We start from the raw sequence: 25995 nt of genomic DNA, 5'->3' as shown, positions 1-25995 counted from the left end.
CGACCAGTCATCCTCTATTCTGAGCAGTATTTACCACTGGGTCCTGGAAGACATAAATGAAACGGACAAAATCGATACATCACGCCTCGTTCCGCAAAAGCTGGAGCGCACGCCACCTGACTCCTGTCGCCCTGGCAGTTACCGCTGTGTTTATGCTCGCGGGCTGTGAAAAGAGCGACGAAACGGTTTCGCTTTATCAAAACGCGGACGACTGCTCGGCAGCGAATCCGGGTAAAAGCGCCGAATGTACTACCGCGTTCAACAATGCGCTGAAAGAAGCGGAACGCACCGCGCCAAAATATGCCACTCGCGAAGACTGTATCGCCGAATTCGGCGAAGGCCAGTGCCAACAGGCACCTGCGCAAGCGGGTATGACGCCGACCGGCGAAGGCCAGGCTCAGGCGCAGAACCAAAGCAGCGGCAGCTTCTGGATGCCGCTGATGGCAGGCTACATGATGGGCCGACTGATGGGCGGCGGTATGGGCGCGCAGCAACCGCTGTTCAGCTCGAAAAATCCGGCCAGCCCTGCCTACGGCAAATACACTGATGCCAGCGGTAAAAACTACGGTGCAGCGACGCCGGGTCGTACCATGACCGTGCCGAAAACCGCCATGGCGCCGAAACCAGCCACCACCACTACCGTCACCCGCGGCGGATTTGGAGAATCTGTGGCTAAACAGAGCACTATGCAGCGTAGCGCCAGCGGCACCACCACACGTTCAATGGGCGGCTGATGGTCATGGAAAGAGTCAGTATTGTTGAGCGCCCGGACTGGCGCGATAAGGCCACCGAATACGGTTTCAACTTTCACACTATGTACGGCGAGCCGTACTGGTGTGAAGACGCGTACTATAAGCTCACGCTTGCTCAGGTTGAAAAGCTGGAAGAGGTCACCGCAGAGCTGCATCAAATGTGCCTCAAAGTGGTGGAAAAGGTCATCGCCAGCGATGAGCTAATGACCAAGTTTCGCATTCCAAAGCATACCTGGGGCTTTGTTCGTCAGTCCTGGCAGACACAGCAGCCGTCACTTTATTCGCGTCTGGATCTGGCGTGGGACGGCACGGGTGAACCCAAACTGCTGGAAAACAACGCCGATACGCCAACGTCACTGTACGAAGCCGCGTTTTTCCAGTGGATCTGGCTGGAAGATCAGCTCAATGCCGGCAACCTGCCGGAAGGCAGCGATCAGTTCAACAGTCTGCAGGAAAAGCTGATCGAGCGCTTCACCGAGCTGCGTGAACAGTATGGTTTTCAGTTGCTGCATCTGACCTGCTGTCGTGATACGGTCGAAGATCGCGGAACGATCCAGTACCTGCAGGATTGCGCTGCCGAGGCTGAGATCGCCACTGAATTCCTTTATATCGAAGATATTGGCCTTGGTGAAAAAGGTCAGTTCACGGATATGCAGGATCAGGTTATTGCTAACCTGTTCAAGCTTTATCCGTGGGAATTCATGCTGCGTGAAATGTTCTCCACTAAGCTTGAAGACGCGGGCGTTCGCTGGCTGGAACCGGCCTGGAAGAGCATTATCTCCAACAAGGCGCTACTCCCGCTGTTGTGGGAAATGTTCCCGAACCATCCGAACCTGTTGCCTGCTTATTTCGCCGAAGACGACTATCCGCAGATGGATAAATTCGTCGTTAAGCCAATCTTCTCGCGTGAAGGCGCTAACGTCTCCATCATTGAGAACGGGAAAACGATCGAAGCCGTTGAAGGGCCGTATGGCGAAGAAGGTATGATCGTACAGCAGTTCCATCAGCTCCCGAAATTTGGCGACAGCTATATGCTGATCGGCAGCTGGCTGATCAACGATCAACCAGCTGGTATAGGCATTCGCGAAGACCGCGCGTTGATCACGCAGGATCTCTCGCGTTTCTATCCGCATATTTTTGTCGAATAATCGTTGTGCCGGGTGAGGCGAAGCTGCCACCCGGCATTTCTCATCCAACCTGTACAGACAACATACTTAAACTTCCCATCTCAATCCCGTCGACAGGAATAGTCACCGGCTCTTTGCCATCCCACGCGCCTAATACATACAGCAGCGGCAGATAGTGATCCGGCGTCGGGTTCGACAACGATCCACCTTCATGATCGAGGTAGTTGACCAGAGGGTGCTGTTCAACCGGTCCCTGCCATGTCAGGTTGGCCTTCACATAATCGTTGAATGAGATCGCCCACGGGTATGGCGAGTTCTCACCGTGCCAACGCGCAGTACGCAGGTTATGCACCACGTTACCGCTGGCTACCAGCATAATGCCCTCATCACGCAGCGCCGCCAGCTTGCGACCCATCTCAAAATGCCAGGCCGCGGGTTTAGTGCTGTCGACGCTTAACTGCACCATAGGAATGTCCGCATTCGGATACATCTTGATCAGCACGCCCCAGGAGCCATGGTCGAATCCCCACGCTTCTCTATCTAACGTGACGGGCACAGGGGAAAGCAAATCCACCAGATGCTGCGCCAGCTCAGGTGAACCGGGGGCCGGGTAATGCGTGTCATACAGCGCCTGCGGAAAACCGCCAAAATCATGGATTGTTTTTGGCGCTTCCATCGCCGTCACGCCTGTTCCACGGGTAAACCAATGCGCCGACACCACCACAATGGCTTTCGGACGCGGCAACGTTTCCCCCAGTTGCTGCCAGGCACGGGTATAAACGTTATCTTCCAGAACATTCATCGGGCTACCGTGGCCCAAAAACAATGCTGGCATACGAGTTGAAGACATGATGATATCCTTACTGAGGGAGTCATTTTGATACCACCACAATACGCTTATTCGGTTGATGAAGAACTCAGATAACCATGATGAAGATCATCAGTTATTTTGACGATCCAATCCGGATAGCAGATTGATAAGGAGTTTTATTTGTCGATGTCAGTACCTTTACTTCTGACTTTACTGGCAGGTGCCGCCACGTTTATCGGCGCATTTCTCGGCGTGCTGGGGCAAAAACCCTCTAATCGCGTTCTTGCCTTTTCTTTAGGTTTCGCCGCCGGGATCATGTTACTGATTTCTCTAATGGAGATGCTACCTGCTGCGCTGGCCGCTGACGGCATGTCGCCGGTGTTGGGTTACGGGATGTTTATTGTGGGCCTGCTGGGCTACTTTGGCCTCGACCGTATACTGCCGCATGCTCACCCTCAGGATCTGGTGCAAAAAACCACGCAGCCTTTACCCGGTTCCATCCGGCGTACCGCGATTTTATTAACGCTCGGCATCAGCCTGCACAACTTCCCGGAAGGAATTGCGACATTTGTTACTGCCAGCAGCAACCTCGAACTGGGCTTTGGTATTGCCCTTGCCGTCGCATTACACAATATTCCTGAAGGATTAGCCGTGGCGGGTCCGGTCTATGCGGCTACGGGATCTAAACGCACCGCGATATTCTGGGCCGGGATTTCGGGCATGGCGGAAATATTGGGTGGCGTACTGGCGTGGTTAATTCTCGGTAGTCTGATTTCGCCGGTAGTAATGGCGGCGATAATGGCGGCCGTTGCAGGTATTATGGTCGCGCTGTCCGTCGATGAATTGATGCCATTGGCAAAAGAGATCGACCCCAATAATAATCCCAGCTATGGGGTATTGTGCGGAATGTCGGTGATGGGGTTAAGTCTCGTCATTCTCCAGTCTATGGGAATCGGCTAATCCAGAGGGCGGATGCCACCCTACAAGTTTAACAGCATCCGCTCATCCATAGCAGAACGCGAAGGACTATTCCTGTCCCTTAACCGCGCCGTTATCTTCGCCAGGTCGACGAAAGAGTTTGTTACGCGCCTCAAGCAGCGCATCTCTGTCCTGGCGGAACGCACGACAATAACGCTTCATATGACAATAATAACCCACCGCAACGAGTGCAATTAATACAATCCAATACCAGGCAATAAACATTCTTTTACCCTTAATATTTAACATCATTAAACATTTAACGTTAAAAATTTACACTAACTTATTCTGACCTACCCCTATAGTGGCATAACACAGAAACAAATATATGATTTCGATCATATAACCCAACTGTGCAGGGAATGACAAACGTGTATTAAAAATAAAACAATGTAGAAACAAGCCTGTTTCTAAATAATATTTATTATTCTGTAAATATCCTCAGCTCACTTAAGACAAAGTGATAAAATCGCTAATCCCTGATAATTCATCTCTTTCCCGGCCAATAAACAGAATTATTTAAACTCTACTTTCGGCAATGCCATTTAATTGCGGAACATTTTAAATATAAGCAGGCCTCGATAACAAAAAACCGAAGCCAGAAAACTGACTTCGGTTTTTTTATCCCTACCACAACAAGCGTGGTTATGAGCAATTAGCTGGCTTTACGCTCATGCGCCTGACGGTAAGCCACCAGGTCTTCGATAGTGACCACAGCCATATTATGCTTGCCGGCAAATTCGATGCACTCCGGCGCGCGCGCCATGGTGCCATCGTCATTGGTCAGTTCGCACAGCACACCGGCTGGTTTAAAGCCTGCCAGCGTCATCAGATCGATGGTGGCTTCAGTATGACCGCCGCGAGTCAACACACCGCCTGCCTGAGCTCGCAGCGGGAAAACGTGTCCCGGGCGGTTCAGATCGGAAGGTTTTGCGCCATCCTTAATTGCCGCACGTACCGTAGTAACACGGTCTGCAGCGGAAACGCCGGTAGTCACGCCTTCTGCGGCCTCAATGGTCACGGTAAAACCGGTACCGTAAGCACTGGTGTTATTTTCCACCATCATTGGCAGATCGAGCTGTTTGCGTCGGTCTTCAGTGATGCACAGGCAAACAATACCGCTGCCGTGACGGATGGTCAGCGCCATCTGTTCAACGGTCATGGTCTCTGCCGGGAAAACCATATCGCCTTCGTTTTCACGATCTTCGTCGTCAAGCACCATCACACCGCGTCCTTCACGCAGCGCAGAAAGCGCATGTTCAACACGTTCGAAAGGCGTACCAAAAGAGGAAAGTAGCGTCTGATTCATGGTAAAAAAACCTCACTAAAATTATGGTTACCAGAATCAGGGCAGTCTTAGGAGTACCGTCTAAGCGGCAAAAAAATAACGTGAGCGGGTCCATGCCCGACTGGATCGTTACTCTCTCCCATCCGGACTCTAACCGTCGGCCCCGGAATTACACCGGATCTGCTGACCTTTGAGTTTGCACCCAAAGCGCTCGCGGGCTTTCAGCATTAAGCTGATTTACCGCCGGTGGGGAATTTCGCCCCGCCCTGAGAATAAGCGGGTTAACTATAACGCTATTGATTACCTTCATCAACGCCTTTACTCGACTTAGCTTCACACAATTCTGGTTTATGCCTGCGCCCATTCGCACTACAATAAGCAGCAACACGTACCAGTTCAGGGAAACCACAATGATTGACCCGAAAAAAATTGAGCAAATTGCTCGTCAGGTTCACGAGTCGATGCCGAAAGGGATCCGGGAGTTTGGGGAAGACGTCGAGAAGAAAATTCGTCAAACGCTGCAGTCACAACTGACCCGTCTGGACCTGGTAAGCCGTGAAGAGTTTGATGTGCAGACTCAGGTTTTGCTGCGTACCCGTGAAAAGTTGGCGCTGCTTGAACAACGCCTGACTGAGCTGGAAGCGCGTGAAAAAACGGCAGAAGTTAAGCCTGCCCCTGCAATCCCCTCAGTCGATCCGCAAGAGTAAAAACGACAACGGGCCGCAAGGCCCGTTTTTTGTTAGTGTTCCAGTTCGAGTTTCTTCGCCTCTGTCGCCTGCTGGCAGTACAGCGCATAACGTTTACAAAACCAGCTACGATGTTCCTCATCCATATTGCCAGTGACGGCCTGGATATCAACAGGGTGTCCCTCAGCCTGCATCCTGGCAAAACTGCGGGCCAGGAAATCGAAATTGTTCATTGAATACATGTTGCTGTGCATGAGCATACCCTCCAGTTATTGAATATCTGCTAAGGCCATATGCTTTTTCTGATTTCAGTATTTCCCTATACGCGAAATGGTTTTGTACATAATGTGCGCAAATTTATAGCCCAGGCTCACACTTTCCTACGAAATATAAGGGGGCAATAAGTCCCCTTTCGGATTTAAGGATAATGGCTCGGCATGCTATTGTAACGTTATGTAAAAGTAACAGGTAAAACCGTTACTTTTGACACTATCAGGGAACGTAGTCGCAGGAGGAAAAAGTTGGTTTTATTTACGGAATATAACGGCCCCTACCTGTTTGCTATTTCATTTGTACTACTGATTGGCCTATTGGAAATCATCTCTCTTATTTTCGGTCATTACCTTTCTGGCACGCTTGATGCACATCTCGAACATTACGATGCCCTGACCTCCGGCAATATAGGACAGGCATTGCACTATCTCAATATCGGACGGATTCCAGCGCTGATCGTGCTGTGCTTACTCGCTGGCTTCTTTGGACTTTTCGGTATCCTCATCCAGCATGGCTGGGTCACGTTGTGGCAAGCACCGCTGAGTAATCTACTACTTGTCCCGGTAAGTTTTATTCTCGCCGTCTTCGCTGTGCATTACAGCGGGAAAATTATTGCTCCCTGGCTGCCACGGGATGAAACCACCGCCCTCGCCGAGGATGAGTTTATCGGCAGCATGGCAATTATTACCGGCCATTCTGCGAGTGCCGGAACCCCATGCGAAGGCAAATTTACCGACAAGTTTGGGCAGACCCACTATGTGCTGCTGGAGCCTGAAGCGGGCAAAGAATTCAAAAAAGGAGACAAGGTGCTGATTATTTGCCGACTCTCTGCAACGCGTTACCTGGCCGAGCTCAACCCCTGGCCGACTATTTTATAATTTTATACAGAGGGATCTCATAGATGGATGATGTTTTTGGCATGTTACCTTCATGGATGTTTACCGCCATTGTTGCGGTGGTCGTCTTAGTAATTATCGGGATTATTTTTGCCCGCCTGTATCGCCGCGCGTCTGCCGAACAGGCGTTTGTGCGTACCGGCCTTGGCGGGCAAAAAGTGGTGATGAGCGGCGGCGCAATTGTCATGCCGATTTTCCACGAAATTATTCCAATCAATATGAACACCCTCAAACTTGAGGTGAGCCGTTCAACTGTCGACAGTCTCATCACCAAAGACCGTATGCGCGTGGATGTGGTAGTCGCCTTTTTCGTGCGTGTAAAACCATCTGTAGAAGGTATTGCGACCGCCGCACAGACGTTGGGTCAGCGTACATTGTCGCCAGAAGATTTACGTGTGTTAATCGAAGATAAGTTTGTCGATGCGCTACGTGCCACAGCATCGCAAATGACCATGCATGAACTTCAGGATACGCGAGAGAACTTCGTTCAGGGTGTACAAAACACCGTGGCGGAAGACCTGTCCAAGAACGGGCTGGAACTGGAAAGCGTTTCGTTAACCAACTTTAACCAGACCGAAAAAATCCATTTCAACCCCAACAACGCCTTTGATGCCGAGGGTCTGACCAAGCTGACCCAGGAAACGGAACGTCGTCGTCGCGAACGTAACGAAGTCGAGCAGGACGTAGAAGTTGCCGTCCGTGAGAAAAACCGCGATGCGCTGTCACGCAAGCTGGAAATCGAGCAGCAGGAAGCGTTCATGACGCTCGAGCAGGAACAGCAGGTGAAAACCCGCACGGCTGAGCAAAATGCAAAAATTGCCGCCTTCGAAGCCGAACGTCATCGTGAAGCTGAACAGACGCGTATTCTTGCCGAACGTCAGATTCAGGAAACGGAAATCGAACGCGAGCAAGCCGTTCGTTCAAGAAAAGTGGAAGCGGAGCGCGAAGTTCGCATTAAAGAGATCGAACAGCAGCAGGCTACTGAAATTGCTAACCAGACCAAGTCCATCGCCATCGCCGCCAAGTCCGAACAGCAGTCCCAGGCAGAAGCGCGTGCTAACGATGCGCTGGCCGAGGCGGTTCGCGCTCAACAGAACGTAGAAACCACTCGCCAGACCGCAGAAGCCGATCGTGCCAAACAGGTGGCGCTGATTGCCGCCGCGCAGGATGCCGAAACACAGGCCGTTGAACTGACCGTACGCGCGAAAGCAGAGAAAGAAGCGGCAGAATTGCAGGCCGCCGCAATTGTTGAACTGGCCGAAGCCACGCGGAAAAAAGGTCTCGCGGAAGCCGAAGCACAACGCGCACTGAACGATGCGATTAACGTGCTTTCTGACGAACAGACCAGCCTGAAATTTAAGCTGGCTCTGCTGCAGTCCCTGCCAGCAGTGATTGAGAAATCCGTTGAGCCAATGAAGTCTATCGATGGAATCAAGATCATTCAGGTTGATGGTCTGAACCGCGGCGGTGCGGGCGGTGAAGTGACCGCAGGTAACGTAAACGGTGGCAATCTGGCGGAGCAGGCATTATCAGCCGCCCTTTCTTATCGCACACAAGCGCCGCTGATTGATTCGCTATTAAATGAGATAGGTTTGTCCGGCGGCTCGCTGTCGGCACTGGCCGATCCGCTTAAAAACAGCCCACAGCCTGTTGAGAAAACGACTGAAGAATAAGAAACAGAAATACCGGATGGCAGCGCTTACGCGTTTTATCCGCCATCCGGCAAACTTTCCAGGTGTTACTTATCGCTGTCTTTCTGGATCTTCTTAATGATATTGGTCGTTGAGCAGCCGTCTTCGAAGTTCAGCACCAGTACTTCACCGCCGTTCGCCCACACCTCTTTGCTGCCCGCAATATCTTCTGGCTTATAATCGCCGCCTTTTACCAGCAGATCCGGCAGGATGCCCGCAATCAGACGTTGCGGTGTATCTTCTTCAAAAGAGACCACCCAGTCGACGGCCTCCAGCGCACCCAGTACGATCATCCGCTGTTCCAGCGGGTTGACCGGACGCGTTTCGCCTTTCAAACGTTTGGTCGAAGCATCGCTGTTTACCGCTACGATCAGGCGATCGCCCAGCTTGCGCGCGTTTGCCAGATAGGAGACGTGACCCGCATGCAGGATGTCGAACACCCCGTTGGTCATCACGACTTTCTCACCGCGTTTGCGGGCGCTGGCTACGGCCTGTTTCAGCTCAGCTTCGCTCATCACACCAAAGCCAGTATCTGCCCGACCGCGCACGGCGTTTTCCAGTTCAATGGGAGAAACGGTGGAAGTCCCCAGTTTACCTACGACAACACCGGCTGCGGCGTTAGCAAAGTAGCACGCTTCTTCCAGAGAGTTACCCGCCGCAAGCGTCGCCGCAAGCACGCCAATAACCGTATCGCCCGCGCCGGTCACGTCATACACTTCCTGCGCCTGGGTCGGCATATGCAGCGGTGCTTTACCCGGTTGCAGCAGCGTCATCCCCTGCTCGGAACGCGTGATCAGCAAAGAGGAAAGGTCAAAATCAGCAATCAATTTCATGCCGCGTTCCACCAGCTCATCTTCGCTTTTGCACTTACCAACAACCGCTTCAAACTCAGACAGATTCGGCGTCAGCAGCGTGGCGCCACGGTAGCGTTCAAAATCGGTTCCTTTCGGATCGATAAGCACCGGAACTCCGGCCTTACGCGCCAGCGCAATCATCTGTTGGACGCTTGCCAGCGCGCCTTTGGCGTAATCAGAGAGCACCAGCGCGCCGATAGAACCCAGCGCCTGATTAATACGCTCGTGCAACGGCTGCGGATCCACACCTTCAAAACCTTCTTCGAAATCCAGACGAATCAGCTGCTGGTTACGGGAAAGCACGCGCAGTTTGGTAATCGTCGGATGGGTCGGTACGGAGACGAAATCACATTTTACGTTCACATCCGCCAGCGTTTTGCTCAGCGCACGCGCCGCGTCATCAATACCAGTCAGGCCCACCAGACGCGAATTCGCTCCCAGGGAGGCAATGTTCATCGCCACGTTTGCTGCGCCACCGGGACGTTCTTCGATGGTATCCACTTTCACCACCGGAACCGGCGCTTCAGGCGAAATACGGCTGGTAGGACCGTACCAGTAGCGATCCAGCATCACATCACCGACAACCATTACTCCTGCACGTTCAAACTCTGGCAGCGTTACTTTCATTCCTGTCTCCTGAGAGATTCTCTGAGGGTCTTAAAATTTGCGCGCGATAATAGCACACTTCACTCGGCAACCAGCCACTTCTGCCAGCTGTCGCGCACCAGCGTGCGTTCAGCCTCAAAGCACCCTGGCGCCACATGGCCCGGAAGCTCCTGCAAGGCAAGATGGTGAAGTTCATCACGCAGCGTCGTATAAGCACGGGTAAGCGCCAGCGCCTCCTGCTCATCCATAATGTCGTTTTGCGCCAGTAATTCCAGAATGCGCACGTTATCCGACCAACGCGTCAGCTTCGGTTTTTCATGGGCATAGCGCAGCACCAGGTATTGCGTAATGAACTCAATATCGGTGATGCCGCCTTCGTCCGCTTTGATATCAAAACGATCGCGATGCTTATTGCCCAAATGGGCACGCATTTTCTCACGCATTTCGCGCACCTCGGTTTGCAAGGTTTTTCCGTCACGGACGAGGGTCATGATATCGCGACGCACCGCGTCAAACTGAGAGGTCAACTGCGGGTCACCGTACACTACGCGCGCGCGCACCAACGCCTGATGTTCCCATGTCCAGGCTTCGTTGCGCTGGTAATCGGCGAAAGCATCCGCTGATGTTACCAGCATCCCCGCCGCACCGGACGGACGCAGTCGCGCATCCACTTCGTACAAAATACCAGAGGAGGTACGGGTGCTGAAAAGGTGCATAATGCGCTGCGCAAGACGCAGATAGAACTGTCGCCCGTCAATCTCACGTTCGCCATCCGTCATTACATCCATCGGACAATCGTGCAGGAAGATCAGATCGAGATCCGAGCTATAACCCAACTCCCAGCCGCCCAGCTTGCCATAGCCGACCACGGCAAAACCGCGTCCCTCGCGATCGCCAAGATGGGTGGGTTGCCCGTAGCGAGCGACCATCTGCGTCCACGCCTGCTGGACTACCGCATCGATAATGGCTTCCGCCAGCCAGGTTAAGTGATCGCTCACCTTCATCACCGGCAACGTACCGGCGATATCAGCCGCGGCAATACGTAACAGCTGGGTTTGCTTAAACTGACGCAGCGCTTCCAACTGTTGCTCTTCGTCATCTTCCGGCACGCGCAGTAAATACTGACGCAGCTCATCACGGTAGGCATCTGTCGCCGTGGGTTGATACAGCGTGTTCGGATCCAACAGCTCGTCGAGCAACAGCGGATACCGCGCCAGTTGGCTGGCGACCATCGGCGAGGCGGCACACAGTGAAATCAGGTGTTTGAGCGCGCCGGGAAATTCGCTCAGCAGCTCCAGATAGGTTGTACGGGTGACAATGCCCACCAGCAGCGGCGTAATGCGCGACAGCGGAACTGAGGCGTCGTCACGCGAACAGACATCGCTCAGCAGATGCGGCATTAGATGATCCAGCACCTGGCGTCCGCGCGGGCCAATGGTGCGTTTATCCAGCTCTTTACGGAAATCCGCGATCAGCGACAGGACGCGTCGCCGATCGTCATCCGCCAGATGCGTCAGCACCGGCGTGCTGTCATCTTCCTGTAAGGCGTCCTGCCACAATTCGCGCCACTGTTCTGACAGTGACTCCTCCTGTGTTTCGGCTTCGTCATCGCCAATCAACTCGTTAAATACCCGACGCACATTGTGCATATGGCCAGCCAGCACATCGGTCAACTGCTGCCAGTCATCAACGTTCATTCCCCACGCCAGCCGCGCACGATTCAGTTCATCACCCGGCAGCGTCTGGGTCTGTTCATCATTGATGCTTTGCAGCAGGTTTTCCAGACGGCGTAAATAGAGATAGGCTGCGCGCAATTGCTCCGCATCAGTATCTGGCAACAGGTTTAACGCATTGATGGCGCTCAGCGTCGGTAACAGCGAGCGGGATTGCAGCGACGGCTCGCGTCCGCCGCGAATAAGCTGGAATACCTGCACGATAAATTCGATTTCACGAATACCGCCCGCCCCCAGCTTAATGTTGTCCTTCAGTCCGCGACGGCGCACTTCACGGGCAATCATCCCTTTCATGTTACGCAGAGACTGGATCACGCTGAAATCGATATAACGACGGAAGACAAACGGTCGCAGCATGGCGCGGAGTTCATTGACGTAAGAGCCATCAGCATCGCCCATAATGCGGGCTTTGACCATTGCATAACGTTCCCAGTCGCGGCCTTGTTCCTGGTAATAATCCTCCAGCGCGGAGAAGCTCAGCACCAGCGGACCACTGTCGCCAAATGGGCGTAGGCGCATGTCCACCCGATAAACAAAGCCATCCATTGTGGGCTGATCCAGGACCTTGATGAGCCGCTGGCCCATACGGGTAAAGAACTGCGCGTTATCCAGCTCGCGTCGCCCGCCCTGCGTACTGCCGTGCTCCGGCCAGGCAAAAATCAGGTCAATATCGGAGGAAAAATTCAGCTCGCCGCCGCCCAGCTTCCCCATGCCTAAAATCAGCAGCGGTTGCGCAACACCTTCTGGATTACAAGGCGTTCCCCATTCGCGACAACAAGCGGCGTATAACCAGTCACGCGCGGCAACGATCAGCGTTTCAGCCAGATGGCTTAGCTGCTGCAAGATACTCTCTTCCGTCACCAGCGACAGCGTCTGCACCCACGCGATACGCACCATAATACGACGGCGAAACAGGCGTAGCTCACGCATCAGCGCGTTTTCGTCGCTGACCTCGGTCAAAGCCTGCTGTAACCAGGCGGCATAATGTTGCCATTCGTCCGCCTGAGGCGCTGCGCTTTCCAGCTCCAGCAGCCATTCAGGATGGGCAATAAGGCTGTCGCGGACAAAATCACTGAATGTAAGCACTGACTTCGCCTGCACGCTAAGCGAGGACTCAGATATTGTTGTTGGCAGCCGCTCAACAACGGTCGGCCAGTACTGCTGTAACGGTGAAGAGAGCTGCTTCATTTATGAGTTATCCTTTGAATAGCGCCAGATGGCGGCCTCAGTCCTGATTATCGTTTTCCGCTGTGCAGCCAGAACGGTTCCAGCGCGATTGCCTCATTGCGGAAGTGTTCAATTTCAATATATTGGTTGGCCGCAATGGCGTGACGCAGGCCCTGCCAGTTGGCGATCCATTCCGAGGCGACATTTTCGTCATAATATCCCGCCAGCATCAGCATGCTATCAATGTTGCGCGTCAGGCGTGGAAGCTGATCGGCATACTGATCGCCCAGCGGCTGAGCAAACGCGGTTTTCAGTTCAGCGGCATGGCGCGAGAGATGAATATCTGAGAAACGCTTAAAGGAGTCGGCAATTTTACCCTGCGCCTTCGCATCAAGGAACGGCTGCCATCCTTTGGTTACCAGCCACTCGGTCAGCGCCAGTTTTGCCATCGCCGTTTGTGTGCTGTAAACCGCCGAAACGGCAGAAACGTCCGACGCCATGATCGCTTCCGACTGGGTCAGTAAATCTCGTAAGTGAGCACTCGCTTTTCGTGGCACAATACCGCCAAACAGCATCAGAATGTGGCGCACCAGGCCCATTGCCGCCAGTACCTCGGCTTTTGCCCCCTTGACGCCACGTACCCACAGCTCTTCATGGTACTGCCACTGTGATAATGCCAGCTCCAGCGCCGCTTCCAGACCTTGCTCGATGCTCGCCTTCGCGGGAACCCGTAAAATGCGCGTCGGTTTGAGTTCACGCGGCGCATTCCCCTGCGCTAAATGATAGCCGCGCGCCGCTTTGCTCAGGCTACCCTGCCGTAAACCAGTTTGTGAAACCAGCTGGTTTGCCAGCTTCAGTACCGCACGGGTATCGCCACTTAGCAGTTCCAGTTCAAGCTCACAGATAGGTTCAGCAAACTCGCCCGCTTTCACTTCCCCAAGGTCGAGGGCTATCTCAATCCGGCTACCGTCGACATCAAGGCACCATTTCTCACGGTAAAAATCGGTGCTAAACAGCGGTTGCACCTGAGAAGCGAGTTCCGTGGGTAGCTTGCCATCCGGCCAGACTTCAGCGGGAAACAGGGTGAGATCCAGCTCAGGCGTGCTCAGCGCAACGTTATATTCTGGTCGCTGATGCAGACCGCCCGTTACCCGTCCGGCAATTTTCATGGTCATTTCATAATGACCGTTTTCACCGCGAATACGCAGTCCCATATCGTGACCACGCAACCAGGCATCCGGCGTTTCGTAGTAGATATTCAGCAACTGGCTGGGCGCGTGATGCTCTCCTCCCAGCGTATTCAGACGCTCACGTAGCGCATCTACAGCATCACTATTGACGATAAATTTTAATTCGATTTCCTGGGCCATGGTCTTGTACTTATGGGTTATGTCACAGTTGAGAAAACTGACTGCGAACTAAGTTCGTTCTTAATGGTCAAGTAGATAGTATTTTGCGCCAAATTGCCATGCAACGAGCAATTTGACGGGCGTAAAAGTTTCGGGTGGTGGCAAAAAGGACACAGATGATTCCGATTGATGTCGAATGCTTTGCGTAGAGACACTGATGCCACTACTATCGTTCCACTTTCTATGACAATAACGACAGCCTGATGCCAAAATTACGCCTGATTGGATTAACTTTACTCGCACTTAGCGCCACTGCAGTCTCACATGCCGAAGAAAAGCGCTATGTCTCTGACGAACTGAACACCTGGGTCCGCAGCGGTCCGGGAGATAATTATCGCCTCGTGGGTACGGTTAACGCCGGCGAGGAAGTCACGCTTTTACAGACTGACGCCAACACCAACTACGCCCAGGTGAAAGACAGCACCGGACGTACCGCCTGGATCCCGTTGAAAGAGCTGAACAGTACGCCGAGCCTGCGCACCCGCGTTCCCGATCTGGAAAACCAGGTTAAGACGCTGACAGATAAGCTCAATAATATCGATACCACGTGGAATCAGCGCACCGCCGATATGCAGCAAAAAGTGGCGCAAAGCGACAGTGTGATCGACGGGCTGAAACAAGAAAACCAGAAGCTGAAAAACGAACTTATCGTGGCGCAAAAGAAGGTCAGCGCAGCCAATCTGCAGCTTGATGACAAACAGCGCACCATCATCATGCAGTGGTTTATGTATGGCGGCGGCGTGCTGGGTCTTGGTCTGCTGCTCGGCCTGGTTCTGCCACACATGATCCCAAGCCGTAAACGCAAAGATCGCTGGATGAACTGAATCGCCTTCTCCGCCACACTGACATATGATTAAGGGATGATTTTTTTCAGAAGGAAAGTGGCGTGAAGATTTATCTGGTCGGTGGTGCTGTTCGGGACGCGTTAATAGGGCTACCGGTTAAAGATAAAGATTGGGTTGTTGTCGGCGCCACGCCGCAAGAGATGCTTGACGCGGGCTACCAGCAGGTAGGCCGCGATTTTCCCGTGTTTCTCCATCCGCAAACCCGGGAAGAGTATGCGCTGGCGCGTACCGAACGTAAATCTGGTTCGGGTTATACCGGGTTCACCTGCTACGCCGCAGCGGATGTCACGCTGGAGGACGATCTTCAGCGTCGCGACCTGACTATCAACGCGATGGCCCGCGATGACGACGGGGAAATTATCGACCCCTATAACGGACGCAGCGATCTGGAAAACCGCCTGCTGCGCCATGTTTCTCCCGCCTTTAGCGAAGATCCGCTACGCGTGCTGCGCGTGGCGCGCTTTGCTGCCCGCTATGCGCACCTCGGTTTTCGTATCGCTGACGAAACCATGACATTGATGCGCAACATGACCGCTGCCGGTGAACTGGAGCATCTGACGTCAGAGCGGGTGTGGAAAGAAACGGAAAACGCCTTAACCACCCGTAATCCACAGGTATTCTTTCAGGTTCTGCGCGACTGCGGCGCATTGCGCGTCCTGTTCCCGGAAGTTGATGCCCTGTTTGGCGTTCCAGCGCCCGCGCAGTGGCACCCGGAAATCGATACCGGTATTCATACCCTGATGACGCTGTCGATGGCTGCCATGTTAAGCCCCGAGGTCGACGTGCGCTTTGCCACGCTGTGCCACGATCTTGGCAAAGCATTAACGCCCAAAGCGCTGTGGCCACGCCATCACGGTCACGGTCCGGCGGGCGTCAAGCTGGTCGAGCAACTGTGTCAGCGCCTGCGCGTGCCAAATGACATCCGTGATTTAGCCAAACTGGTGGCCGAGTTCCACGATCTCATTCATACCTTCCCCATCCTGCAGCCAAAAACCATCGTGAAGCTGTTTGATTCCATCGATGCCTGGCGTAAACCGCAGCGTGTAGAGCAAATCGCCCTGACCAGCGAGGCCGACGTGCGTGGGCGTACCGGCTTTGAAGCGGCGGATTATCCACAAGGGAGACTACTGCGTGAAGCCTGGCTGGTTGCGCAGGCGGTGCCAACGAAAGACGTCGTTGAGGCCGGATTTAAAGGTCAGGAAATTCGGGAGGAGCTGACGAAACGGCGAATTGCGGCGGTGGCCAGTTGGAAAGAGCAGCGTTGTCCGAAACCAGCCCAGTAAACTGACGTTACCTGATGACGGCATAAATGCCGTATCCGGCCTACATATCGCGCCCGTAGGCCGGATAAGCGTAGCGCCATCCAGCATTTAATAGCGATCAGAAAAAAACCACATAGACGGCGGCCGCCACAATAAAGCGGTAAATCGCAAACGGAATAAACGAGATGCGTTTAATCAGTTGCAGGAAGGTTTTGATCGCTACCAGCGCCACGATAAACGCCGTCACGAAACCGACTGCAAACATCGGAATATCTGACGCACTGAGGAACGACCAGCTCTTGTAGAGATCCAGGGCCGTTGCGCCCATCATCATCGGCACCGCCAGCAGGAAAGAAAACTCAGATGCCGCGTAACGGCTGACCCCCATCAGCATACCGCCAGAAATCGTCGCCCCAGAGCGGGAAAAACCCGGCCACAGCGCCAGACACTGGAAACAGCCAATCATAAACGCCTGACGATAAGTCATATCATCCAGCCCCGGCGCGCGCGGCTCTTTCGGCTTCAGGCATTCTGCGGCTATCAGCAGCACGCCCCCTACCACCAGCGCATACATCACGTTGATCGGGTTAAACAGTGATTTGATTGTATCGTGGAAAACCAGACCGAGGACAACGGCCGGAATCATCCCGAGCAGGATATGTCCCAGCGTCAACCGACCTTTGCCAGTCCCTTCGTGTTGGACCTTGCCAAAGTGAATGCCAATCAGGCCAAACAGACGTCGCCAGAACATCACTACGACGGCCAGAATAGAACCGAGTTGGATCACCACTTCAAATGTTTTTGCGGTATCGCCCTCAAAACCCAGCAGGTGGCCAACAATAATCATATGGCCGGTACTGGAAACGGGTAAAAATTCCGTCAATCCTTCGACCACACCCAAAATTGCCGCCACCAGCAGCGAGTGCATATCACTCATTAATAAACCCCTAGATAGAGAAACCACGGCAAAAAAGAGCCGACGAAAAGACCCTTTTATACCCGTTTGTTTTAGAAATTATTAAATTAATTATTTTCTTTCAGATTACTGCCACGCTCAATGATAACCCCGACGTTTGCCGCACGCGCCACCGCGCCAGGTTTACTGAGTTTGATACGCACCCATGGGGAATTAAAGCGACTAAGCAGGAGGTCAGCCACCTCTTCCGCTACGCGCTCTACCAGTGCAAAACGCCCACCTTCCACATGATTAACAACCGTTTGAGCAATATCAGCATAGCTCAGGCAATCAGCGACATCATCGCTTTTAGCCGATTTACGGTTATCCCATGCCATTTCGATATCGAACACCAACTTTTGCTCGATTGTCTGTTCCCAGTCGTAAACACCGATGGTGGTGATTACTGAAAGTTGCTCTATAAATACAATATCCATCACGACCCGCCTGCTTTTTGGCTAACCCGGATACCACTTCCGGCGAAATATGCGTATTATCCACAGAAGTAGCGTTTTACACGACATTTTCAAAACGGAACAGCTTATGAGTGCAATCGCGCCTGGAATGATTATCTTCGCGTACCTCTGCGGCTCTATTTCCAGTGCCATTCTGGTATGCCGCCTCGCTGGATTGCCGGACCCGCGTGACAGCGGCTCTGGGAATCCGGGCGCGACAAACGTGCTACGCATAGGTGGCAAGGGAGCCGCCGTCGCCGTACTGATTTTCGACGTACTGAAAGGCATGTTGCCCGTCTGGGGTGCCTATGCGCTAGGCGTCAGCCCCTTCTGGCTGGGATTGATAGCGATCGCCGCCTGTCTGGGACACATCTGGCCGGTATTCTTCGGCTTTAAAGGTGGGAAAGGCGTTGCCACCGCCTTTGGCGCAATTGCGCCAATTGGTTGGGACTTAACGGGCGTAATGGCGGGAACCTGGCTGCTGACTGTCTTACTCAGCGGCTATTCGTCGTTGGGCGCTATCGTCAGCGCGCTGATTGCTCCCTTTTATGTCTGGTGGTTCAATCCCCAGTTCACCTTCCCGGTTTCCATGTTGTCGTGCTTAATTCTGCTACGTCACCATGACAACATTCAGCGTCTGTGGCGCCGTCAGGAGCCGAAAATCTGGACCAAACTGAAGAAAAAACGCGAAAAAGATCCTGAGTGACGATACTGCCGGATGGCGGCGCTTAAGCGTCTTATCCGGCCTGAGGGACGTGATACCCTTCAATTGGCTTACCCAATCGGTGCTGACACCACGTCGCCAGAAACTCCACACAGACGCGAAGCTTCACGCTGCGATACAGCGGCTCCTGATAAACCGCCCAGATATTGGCGCTTTGTGCATAGTCCGGAAGTACACGCACCAGTCCACCGCTTGCCAAAAACGGTTGTACGTCCCATTCGGAACGCAACATGATCCCTTTTCCCTGCAGCGCCCACTGCAACACAATCTCACCGCTGTTCGATGAAAGGTGCCCAGCTACCTTGACCGATTTTTTCTCCTGGCCGTTATCCAGCTCCCACACTCCGTGGGTCATATCGCGTTCTTTGGTGACCAGGCAATCATGCTGACTTAATTCCTGTAGCGTCATCGGCTCGCCATATTTTTGTAAATAGGTCGGGGCCGCACACAATATTCTTTTGTTTTTCGTTAACAAATGCGCAATATAATAATCAGGAATTTCATCATTAATACGAATATCCAAATCGATATTATCCTGCGCCAAATCAATTTGCCGATCGTAAAGCTCAAAATGCACCTGTAATTCAGGGTAGCTATGCATCAGTTCGGTAATGGCCGGCGCAATATAGCTGCGCCCAAAACCAAAGCTACAGCCGATACGAATCATCCCCGCCGGGCGCGTTTTGATTTGCGTGACGTCATCAACCAGATGCTGGTAGCCCGCGAGGATCGCCTGGGCATGTTCATAGCAACGTTGACCACTCTCAGTTAACGCCACGCCGCGCGCAGAGCGGTTAAGCAACGTCGTCCCCAGCGTGGATTCGAGGATTTGAATACGTTTTGTCACAAACGCTGGCGTCTGTCCCAGCGTGGCGGCAGCGGCGCTAAAGCTGCCGCTATGAACAATTTCAACCAGCACCTGCAGGTCTTTCGCCAGGGGATACGTGTTCAGCATGGTCGGTATATCCGTAATGTTGTTAACCGCAGTGTAATTCTCTCACGCGTATTAAACCCTGCCTTTGCGCAATTTTTATTGCCTTATTTGGACATCATTCACGAACTGTTAATTGGATATTCACAGTGGCAAATAATATAAACCCCTATTTTTAGTGGTAGTTTGTGGCGGAGAATTTATTTCCAGAAAATAAAAGAACTGGAGTTTACAAGATGAGCAATCAAAATAACCAAAATGCGATAAATACGCTGACAAACATTGTCGCGAATTTTACCGCCATGATTTCTACCCGTATGCCCGACGACGTAGTGGATAAGTTAAAACAGCTGCGTGAAGGCGAAGACTCGCCGATGGGTAAAATCATCTACCACACCATGTTTGACAACATGCAGAAGGCGATCGAACTGAACCGTCCGGCCTGTCAGGACACCGGTGAGATTATGTTCTTTGTAAAGGTCGGTTCCCGTTTTCCGCTGTTGGGTGAACTGCAAAGCATCCTGAAACAGGCCGTTGAAGACGCCACGGTCAAAGCGCCACTGCGCCATAACGCGGTAGAAATTTTTGACGAAGTGAATACCGGCAAAAATACCGGCACCGGTGTGCCGTGGGTCACCTGGGACATCATTCCTGATAATGATGACGCGGAAATCGAAGTCTACATGGCTGGCGGCGGCTGTACCCTGCCTGGACGCTCGAAAGTGTTAATGCCTTCAGAAGGTTACGAAGGCGTAGTGAAATTTGTCTTCGAAAATATCTCCACATTGGCCGTTAACGCCTGCCCGCCGGTGCTGGTGGGCGTAGGCATTGCCACCTCAGTAGAAACTGCCGCAGTACTCTCCCGTAAAGCGGTGCTGCGTCCTATCGGCTCACGTCATCCCAACCCCAAAGCGGCCGAACTGGAACTGCGTCTTGAAGAAGGACTTAACCGCCTCGGTATTGGTCCGCAAGGGTTGACCGGCAATAGCTCCGTGATGGGCGTGCATATCGAATCCGCCGCGCGCCACCCGTCGACTATCGGCGTTGCTGTTTCCACCGGCTGCTGGGCGCACCGTCGCGGCACGCTGCTGGTTCATGCTGATCTCTCCTTCGAAAATCTGTCTCACACCCGGAGCGCGTTATGAAAAAGATCCTCACAACCCCGATTAAAGCCGAAGATCTGGAAGATATTCGCGTTGGCGATGTCATTTACCTGAGCGGTACGCTGGTGACCTGCCGCGACGTGTGCCACCGTCGCCTGATCGAACTGAAGCGCCCAATTCCTTATGACCTGAATGGCAAGGCTATTTTCCACGCAGGCCCAATCGTGCGTAAGAACGGTGATAAATGGGAAATGGTCTCCGTCGGTCCAACCACCAGTATGCGTATGGAAGCCTTTGAGAAAGAGTTTATCGAGCAGACGGGCGTCAAACTGGTGGTCGGTAAAGGTGGTATGGGACCGTTGACAGAAGAAGGCTGCAAGCAGTTCAAAGCGCTGCACGTAATCTTCCCGGCAGGTTGCGCCGTACTGGCGGCTACTCAGGTTGAAGAGATTGAAGAAGTGCACTGGACGGAGCTGGGCATGCCGGAATCCCTGTGGGTGTGTCGGGTCAAAGAGTTCGGCCCGTTGATTGTGTCCATCGACACCCACGGCAACAACCTGATCGCCGAAAACAAAAAGCTGTTCGCTGAACGCCGCGATCCCATCGTGGAAGAGATCTGCGAGCACGTGCATTACATCAAATAATCCTTCCGGAGAGGCGCAGCGCCTCTCCCCATTCGCAGGGATATCACAATGGCACCTTTAGCTGGTTGGTGGCGATACCTGGCTCCGCTGGTGGTCATCGCCATTATTGCTGTTTTACCCGTTCCCACCGGTCTTGAGAGCCACACCTGGCTCTATTTTGCCGTCTTTACCGGTGTGATTGTGGGGCTCATTCTGGAACCTGTACCCGGCGCGGTCGTGGCGATGATTGGTATTTCGATCATCGCCGTGCTTTCACCGTGGATCCTGTTCAGCCCGGAACAGCTTGCGCAGGACGGTTTTAAATTTACCGCCAAATCACTGTCGTGGGCCGTGTCTGGCTTTTCTAACTCGGTTATCTGGCTGATTTTCGCGGCCTTTATGTTTGGTACCGGCTATGAGAAAACCGGCCTCGGTCGGCGTATCGCGCTAATGTTAGTAAAAAAGATGGGGCACCGGACGTTATTCCTCGGCTACGCGGTGATGTTCTCTGAGCTGATCCTCGCCCCCGTTACGCCTTCCAACTCCGCGCGCGGGGCCGGAATAATCTACCCGATTATCCGCAACCTGCCGCCGCTGTATAACTCCCAGCCCAATGACGCCAGTTCACGTTCTATTGGCTCCTACATCATGTGGATGGGCATTGTCGCCGACTGCGTCACCAGCGCGATTTTCTTAACGGCGATGGCGCCGAACCTGCTGCTGATCGGCCTGATGAAAGGCGCATCTCATACGGCGCTCAGTTGGGGCGACTGGTTCTTGGGTATGCTGCCGCTGAGCATTTTACTGGTGCTGATCGTGCCCTGGCTGGCGTATGTGTTGTACCCGCCGGTGCTGAAATCCGGCGATCAGGTGCCGCGCTGGGCGGATACAGAATTAAAAGCGATGGGCCCGCTCTGCGCACGTGAGAAAAAGATGCTCGGGCTGATGGTCGGCGCGCTGGTGTTGTGGATCTTCGGTGGCGATTATATTGACGCCGCAATGGTCGGTTACAGCGTGGTGGCATTGATGCTGGTACTGCGCATCATCAGTTGGGATGACATCGTCAGCAATAAAGCCGCATGGAACGTCTTTTTCTGGCTGGCCTCGTTAATAACCCTGGCGACCGGGCTTAATAACACCGGTTTTATTACCTGGTTCGGCAAGCTACTGGCAAACGGGCTGAGCGGCTATTCACCGATCATGGTGATGGTGGCGCTTATCGTGGTCTTTTATTTACTGCGCTACTTCTTTGCCAGCGCCACGGCGTATACCTCCGCCCTTGCGCCGATGATGATCGCCGCCGCGCTGGCGATGCCGGAAATCCCGTTGCCGGTCTTCTGCCTGATGGTCGGTGCCGCTATTGGCCTGGGCAGTATTCTGACCCCCTACGCCACCGGCCCAAGCCCTATCTACTACGGCAGCGGCTATTTGCCAACGGTTGACTACTGGCGGCTGGGCGCTATTTTTGGCCTGATTTTCCTCGTGCTGCTGGTGATCACCGGTCTGGTCTGGATGCCTCTCGTTTTACAGTAAAATCCCATTGGGGCGACGTTTTGTCGCCCCTTTATCCATAAGCTTCTCATATGATCGATTTCCCGATGCGCTGAGGCATACTTTTTTGTATGCAAACACCCTCTTGCTGATAAGGGAAACGCTCTGGACACGCTGGCGCACGAGACACTCACACGAGGCTGGCAGGCCGAACTGGATCTGCACTTTACCCGCACCGGACACAAAACGGTGCTCGCCTCGGCGCGTCACTATGGACCTTTGACGGTTCAACGTCCGTTTTATCCCGAAGAAGAGGTATGTCACCTCTATTTGCTTCATCCACCTGGCGGGATCGTCGGCGGGGATGAGCTACATATTTCCGTATCACTTGATGAAAACAGCCATGCGTTAATCACTCAGCCCGGCGCGGGAAAATTTTATCGCAGCCGTGGGCCGCAGGCGTTGCTACGCCAGCATTTCACGCTCGCCCCACACGCCACGCTGGAGTGGCTGCCGCAGGATACGATCTTCTTTCCCGGCGCTAAGGCCACCGTCCAATCCGTATTTCATCTGACGTCCGCAAGCCATTTGCTGGCCTGGGATCTGCTGTGTCTCGGACGCCCTGTCATGCAGGAAACGTTCAGCCACGGCACGCTACAAAACCGTCTGGAAGTGTGGCGGGATGGGCAACCGCTGCTGATAGAGCGTTTGCAGGTGCAGGCAGGGGATCTGCATGGGATCGCACATCATCCCTGGGTCGGTACGTTGCTGTGTTACCCGGCCAGCGAACACATGCTGGAGGGGACGCGCGAGCGGCTTACGCCACTGGGGGATTATGCCGGGGCAACGCTTAACGACTCGCTGCTGACAATTCGATTTCTGACGAACGACAACCTAATTGTTCAGCGCGTTATGCGCAATATCTGGCAATTTCTGCGCCCGCTGCTGACACACAAAGCGCCCATGCTACCGCGAATCTGGCAAACCTAAGAGGCCCATTATGGAACTGACCCCCAGAGAAAAAGACAAGCTGTTGCTGTTTACCGCCGCGCTGGTGGCGGAACGTCGCCTGGCCCGCGGGCTGAAGCTGAATTACCCGGAATCAGTGGCGCTGATTAGCGCTTTCATCATGGAAGGGGCGCGCGACGGGCAAACCGTGGCCGCGCTGATGGAAGACGGGCGTCACGTGCTGCGCCGCGATCAGGTGATGGAAGGCGTACCAGAGATGATCCCGGATATTCAGGTTGAAGCCACATTCCCGGACGGTTCGAAACTGGTCACCGTCCACAACCCGATCGTCTAAGGAGCGGTAATGATCCCAGGTGAGTATCAGATCTCAGCAGGCAACATTGCGATCAATCAGGGGCGCGAAACCTGCACGATCGTGGTGGAAAATCACGGTGACAGACCCATCCAGGTGGGATCGCACTATCACTTTTACGAGGTGAACCCGGCGCTGCGCTTTGACAGGGCGGCCACGCGGGGCTTCCGTCTGAACATTGCCGCAGGTACAGCGGTACGTTTTGAACCGGGGCAAAAGCGCGAAGTCGAACTGGTGCGTGTCGCTGGCGCACAAAGGATGGTGGGTTTTCGCAGTGAAGTGATGGGCGCGCTGGAGGCAGATAATGAGTAACATTTCCCGCCAGGCGTACGCCGACATGTTTGGCCCAACCACCGGCGATAAAGTGCGCCTGGCGGATACTGATCTGTGGATCGAGGTGGAAAAAGACTTCACCACCTACGGCGAAGAGGTCAAATTCGGCGGCGGAAAAGTGATCCGCGACGGTATGGGCCAGGGACAAATGCGCGCCCAGGCGTGTGTGGATCTGGTGATAACCAACGCGCTGATCGTTGATCACTGGGGGATCGTCAAAGCGGATATCGGCATCAAAGACGGCAGGATCTTCGCCATCGGCAAAGCGGGTAATCCCGATATTCAGCCCGACGTCACGATCCCGATAGGCGTAGGAACAGAAGTCATCGCCGGAGAAGGCAAGATCGTCACCGCGGGCGGCGTGGATACGCATATTCACTGGATCTGCCCACAGCAGGCGCAAGAAGCGCTGGTTTCAGGCGTGACGACGATGATCGGTGGTGGTACCGGTCCGGCCGCAGGCACTAACGCCACCACCTGCACACCGGGCCCGTGGTACATCGCCCGCATGCTGCAGGCAGCGGACACGTTGCCGGTTAACATCGGTTTGCTGGGCAAAGGCAATGGTTCAAACCCTGACGCCCTGCGCGAGCAAATCAGCGCCGGCGCCATTGGCCTGAAGATCCACGAAGACTGGGGCGCCACGCCTGCCGCAATCGACTGCGCGCTGACCGTGGCCGACGAGATGGACATCCAGGTGGCGCTGCATAGCGATACGCTCAATGAGTCCGGGTTTGTTGAGGATACGCTGGCGGCGATTGGCAATCGCACCATTCATACCTTCCATACCGAAGGCGCAGGCGGCGGCCATGCGCCGGATATCATCACCGCCTGCGCACATCCGAATATTTTGCCCTCCTCCACCAACCCGACGCTGCCTTATACCGTCAACACCATCGACGAGCATCTCGACATGCTGATGGTCTGCCACCATCTCGATCCAGATATCGCTGAAGACGTGGCCTTCGCCGAATCGCGCATTCGCCGGGAAACGATCGCTGCCGAGGATGTGCTGCATGACATTGGCGCGTTTTCCCTGACCTCGTCCGATTCACAGGCGATGGGGCGCGTGGGCGAAGTGATCCTGCGCACCTGGCAGGTGGCGCACCGCATGAAGGTTCAGCGTGGCTCGCTGGCGGAAGAAACGGGCGACAATGACAACCTGCGCGTTAAACGCTACATCGCCAAGTACACCATCAATCCGGCATTGACCCACGGTATCGCCCACGAAGTCGGCTCCGTTGAGCCAGGCAAACTGGCCGATCTGGTGCTGTGGTCGCCGGCCTTTTTTGGCGTAAAACCGGCGACCATCGTGAAGGGCGGGATGATCGCCTGCGCGCCGATGGGCGACATCAACGCCTCAATCCCCACCCCGCAACCGGTGCATTACCGCATGATGTTCGGCGCGCTTGGCGCAGCGCGGCATCACACCCGTCTGACCTTTATTTCACAGGCTGCCGACGCGCAAAACGTCCCGCAGCAACTTAATTTGCAAAGCGCTATCGCCGTCGTCAAAGGCTGCCGGACGGTAAAAAAGGCTGACATGATCCACAACGGTCTACAGCCCAATATCACCGTCGATGCTCAGACCTACGAGGTACGCATTGATGGTGAACTGATTACCAGCGACCCGGCAGACGTTTTGCCGATGGCGCAACGCTATTTCCTGTTTTAAGGAGTG

At 54.0% G+C, this 25995-nt stretch carries 26 protein-coding genes and 1 riboswitch; of the genes, 16 read left to right on the top strand and 10 right to left on the bottom strand.

Annotated features, from left to right (window positions below; genetic code table 11):
- Positions 1-56 precede the first annotated feature (56 nt).
- The gene (locus FDX14_RS14955) at positions 57-734 is read left to right on the top strand and encodes a DUF1190 family protein (RefSeq protein ID WP_137349758.1); all 678 of its coding nucleotides are present in this window, start codon (positions 57-59) and stop codon (positions 732-734) included.
- A gap of 5 nt (positions 735-739) precedes the next feature.
- Entirely contained in the window at positions 740-1900 is a 1161-nt protein-coding gene (locus tag FDX14_RS14950) for a glutathionylspermidine synthase family protein (RefSeq protein ID WP_042311167.1), read from the top strand.
- Positions 1901-1940: 40 nt separating this feature from the next.
- Here FDX14_RS14950 and ygiD read toward each other — a convergent pair whose 3' ends face one another.
- On the bottom strand, positions 1941-2729 hold the full coding sequence (ygiD, locus tag FDX14_RS14945; RefSeq protein WP_137349757.1) for a 4,5-DOPA-extradiol-dioxygenase: 789 nt from the start codon (positions 2727-2729) through the stop codon (positions 1941-1943).
- A 147-nt stretch (positions 2730-2876) separates the two neighbouring features.
- Here ygiD and zupT point away from each other — a divergent pair, with 147 nt between their 5' ends.
- On the top strand, positions 2877-3650 hold the full coding sequence (zupT, locus tag FDX14_RS14940; RefSeq protein WP_038633928.1) for a zinc transporter ZupT: 774 nt from the start codon (positions 2877-2879) through the stop codon (positions 3648-3650).
- A 66-nt stretch (positions 3651-3716) separates the two neighbouring features.
- Here zupT and FDX14_RS25205 read toward each other — a convergent pair whose 3' ends face one another.
- Complete coding sequence (locus FDX14_RS25205) at positions 3717-3893, bottom strand: hypothetical protein (protein WP_064507033.1); 177 nt, start codon at positions 3891-3893, stop codon at positions 3717-3719.
- Between the two features lie 430 nt (positions 3894-4323).
- Positions 4324-4977 (bottom strand): 3,4-dihydroxy-2-butanone-4-phosphate synthase, encoded by a 654-nt coding sequence (gene ribB, locus FDX14_RS14935; protein ID WP_038633931.1) that lies wholly within the window; start codon positions 4975-4977, stop codon positions 4324-4326.
- 106 nt (positions 4978-5083) lie between these two features.
- A riboswitch (FMN riboswitch) is annotated at positions 5084-5234 on the bottom strand.
- 132 nt (positions 5235-5366) lie between these two features.
- On the opposite strand from ribB, the gene ubiK reads away from it, so the two are divergent.
- On the top strand, positions 5367-5663 hold the full coding sequence (ubiK, locus tag FDX14_RS14930) for a ubiquinone biosynthesis accessory factor UbiK (protein WP_038633935.1): 297 nt from the start codon (positions 5367-5369) through the stop codon (positions 5661-5663).
- Positions 5664-5695: 32 nt separating this feature from the next.
- On the opposite strand, the gene glgS is transcribed toward ubiK, so the two are convergent.
- Positions 5696-5902 (bottom strand): cell surface composition regulator GlgS, encoded by a 207-nt coding sequence (glgS, locus tag FDX14_RS14925; protein ID WP_087856824.1) that lies wholly within the window; start codon positions 5900-5902, stop codon positions 5696-5698.
- A gap of 261 nt (positions 5903-6163) precedes the next feature.
- On the opposite strand from glgS, the gene FDX14_RS14920 reads away from it, so the two are divergent.
- A complete protein-coding gene (locus tag FDX14_RS14920) occupies positions 6164-6793 on the top strand; it encodes an OB-fold-containig protein (RefSeq protein WP_137349756.1) in 630 nt (209 codons plus the stop codon).
- Between the two features lie 23 nt (positions 6794-6816).
- The gene (locus tag FDX14_RS14915; protein WP_042311035.1) at positions 6817-8484 is read left to right on the top strand and encodes a flotillin family protein; all 1668 of its coding nucleotides are present in this window, start codon (positions 6817-6819) and stop codon (positions 8482-8484) included.
- 65 nt (positions 8485-8549) lie between these two features.
- Here the strand turns inward: FDX14_RS14915 and hldE are convergent, their stop codons facing one another.
- Genes hldE through FDX14_RS14900 form a run of 3 tightly spaced genes read right to left on the bottom strand, consistent with a single transcriptional unit; the run spans position 8550 to position 14232 of the window.
- A complete protein-coding gene (gene hldE, locus FDX14_RS14910; protein ID WP_042311038.1) occupies positions 8550-9983 on the bottom strand; it encodes a bifunctional D-glycero-beta-D-manno-heptose-7-phosphate kinase/D-glycero-beta-D-manno-heptose 1-phosphate adenylyltransferase HldE in 1434 nt (477 codons plus the stop codon).
- 59 nt (positions 9984-10042) lie between these two features.
- Positions 10043-12883 carry a bifunctional [glutamate--ammonia ligase]-adenylyl-L-tyrosine phosphorylase/[glutamate--ammonia-ligase] adenylyltransferase gene (glnE, locus tag FDX14_RS14905; protein WP_137349755.1) on the bottom strand — a complete coding sequence of 947 codons (2841 nt, stop codon included), beginning with the start codon at positions 12881-12883 and terminating at the stop codon, positions 10043-10045.
- Between the two features lie 47 nt (positions 12884-12930).
- Entirely contained in the window at positions 12931-14232 is a 1302-nt protein-coding gene (locus tag FDX14_RS14900; RefSeq protein WP_061382459.1) for a CYTH domain-containing protein, read from the bottom strand.
- Positions 14233-14474: 242 nt separating this feature from the next.
- On the opposite strand from FDX14_RS14900, the gene FDX14_RS14895 reads away from it, so the two are divergent.
- Together FDX14_RS14895 and FDX14_RS14890 are read left to right on the top strand one after the other, a co-directional pair.
- Positions 14475-15095 (top strand): TIGR04211 family SH3 domain-containing protein, encoded by a 621-nt coding sequence (locus FDX14_RS14895; protein ID WP_048232822.1) that lies wholly within the window; start codon positions 14475-14477, stop codon positions 15093-15095.
- Between the two features lie 62 nt (positions 15096-15157).
- Complete coding sequence (locus tag FDX14_RS14890; protein WP_137349754.1) at positions 15158-16399, top strand: multifunctional CCA addition/repair protein; 1242 nt, start codon at positions 15158-15160, stop codon at positions 16397-16399.
- Between the two features lie 97 nt (positions 16400-16496).
- On the opposite strand, the gene bacA is transcribed toward FDX14_RS14890, so the two are convergent.
- Both bacA and folB read right to left on the bottom strand, forming a co-directional pair.
- Positions 16497-17315, bottom strand: a complete 819-nt coding sequence (gene bacA / locus FDX14_RS14885) for an undecaprenyl-diphosphate phosphatase (RefSeq protein ID WP_042311049.1) — start codon at positions 17313-17315, stop codon at positions 16497-16499.
- 86 nt (positions 17316-17401) lie between these two features.
- Positions 17402-17770, bottom strand: coding sequence for a bifunctional dihydroneopterin aldolase/7,8-dihydroneopterin epimerase (gene folB / locus FDX14_RS14880; protein ID WP_042311051.1), 369 nt, complete (start codon positions 17768-17770; stop codon positions 17402-17404).
- 106 nt (positions 17771-17876) lie between these two features.
- Here folB and plsY point away from each other — a divergent pair, with 106 nt between their 5' ends.
- Positions 17877-18494 (top strand): glycerol-3-phosphate 1-O-acyltransferase PlsY, encoded by a 618-nt coding sequence (gene plsY, locus FDX14_RS14875; protein WP_003024662.1) that lies wholly within the window; start codon positions 17877-17879, stop codon positions 18492-18494.
- 31 nt (positions 18495-18525) lie between these two features.
- Here the strand turns inward: plsY and ttdR are convergent, their stop codons facing one another.
- A complete protein-coding gene (ttdR, locus tag FDX14_RS14870) occupies positions 18526-19467 on the bottom strand; it encodes an L-tartrate utilization transcriptional activator TtdR (RefSeq protein ID WP_061382461.1) in 942 nt (313 codons plus the stop codon).
- Between the two features lie 212 nt (positions 19468-19679).
- Here ttdR and ttdA point away from each other — a divergent pair, with 212 nt between their 5' ends.
- From ttdA to ureC, 7 genes are all read left to right on the top strand, one after another.
- Positions 19680-20588: a L(+)-tartrate dehydratase subunit alpha gene (gene ttdA, locus FDX14_RS14865; protein WP_042311054.1), complete on the top strand. Its 909-nt coding sequence runs from the start codon at positions 19680-19682 to the stop codon at positions 20586-20588.
- Positions 20585-21190: a L(+)-tartrate dehydratase subunit beta gene (gene ttdB / locus FDX14_RS14860; protein WP_006688017.1), complete on the top strand. Its 606-nt coding sequence runs from the start codon at positions 20585-20587 to the stop codon at positions 21188-21190. The genes ttdA and ttdB overlap by 4 nt, the downstream gene beginning before the upstream one ends.
- Positions 21191-21238: 48 nt before the next feature.
- Positions 21239-22702 carry an anion permease gene (locus FDX14_RS14855; RefSeq protein ID WP_069324355.1) on the top strand — a complete coding sequence of 488 codons (1464 nt, stop codon included), beginning with the start codon at positions 21239-21241 and terminating at the stop codon, positions 22700-22702.
- Positions 22703-22825: 123 nt separating this feature from the next.
- A complete protein-coding gene (locus FDX14_RS14850; protein ID WP_204556000.1) occupies positions 22826-23650 on the top strand; it encodes an urease accessory protein UreD in 825 nt (274 codons plus the stop codon).
- Between the two features lie 10 nt (positions 23651-23660).
- Entirely contained in the window at positions 23661-23963 is a 303-nt protein-coding gene (locus FDX14_RS14845) for an urease subunit gamma (protein WP_003024678.1), read from the top strand.
- 9 nt (positions 23964-23972) lie between these two features.
- Positions 23973-24293 carry an urease subunit beta gene (locus FDX14_RS14840; protein ID WP_038633976.1) on the top strand — a complete coding sequence of 107 codons (321 nt, stop codon included), beginning with the start codon at positions 23973-23975 and terminating at the stop codon, positions 24291-24293.
- On the top strand, positions 24286-25989 hold the full coding sequence (ureC, locus tag FDX14_RS14835) for an urease subunit alpha (RefSeq protein WP_137349752.1): 1704 nt from the start codon (positions 24286-24288) through the stop codon (positions 25987-25989). The genes FDX14_RS14840 and ureC overlap by 8 nt, the downstream gene beginning before the upstream one ends.
- Positions 25990-25995 lie beyond the last annotated feature (6 nt).

Origin of the sequence: Citrobacter sp. wls710, assembly GCF_005281115.1 — a bacterium.
Taxonomy (GTDB): Bacteria; Pseudomonadota; Gammaproteobacteria; order Enterobacterales; family Enterobacteriaceae; genus Citrobacter; species Citrobacter werkmanii.
Note: the sequence above shows the minus strand (reverse complement) of the source record. Positions and strands in the feature narration are given on the sequence as shown.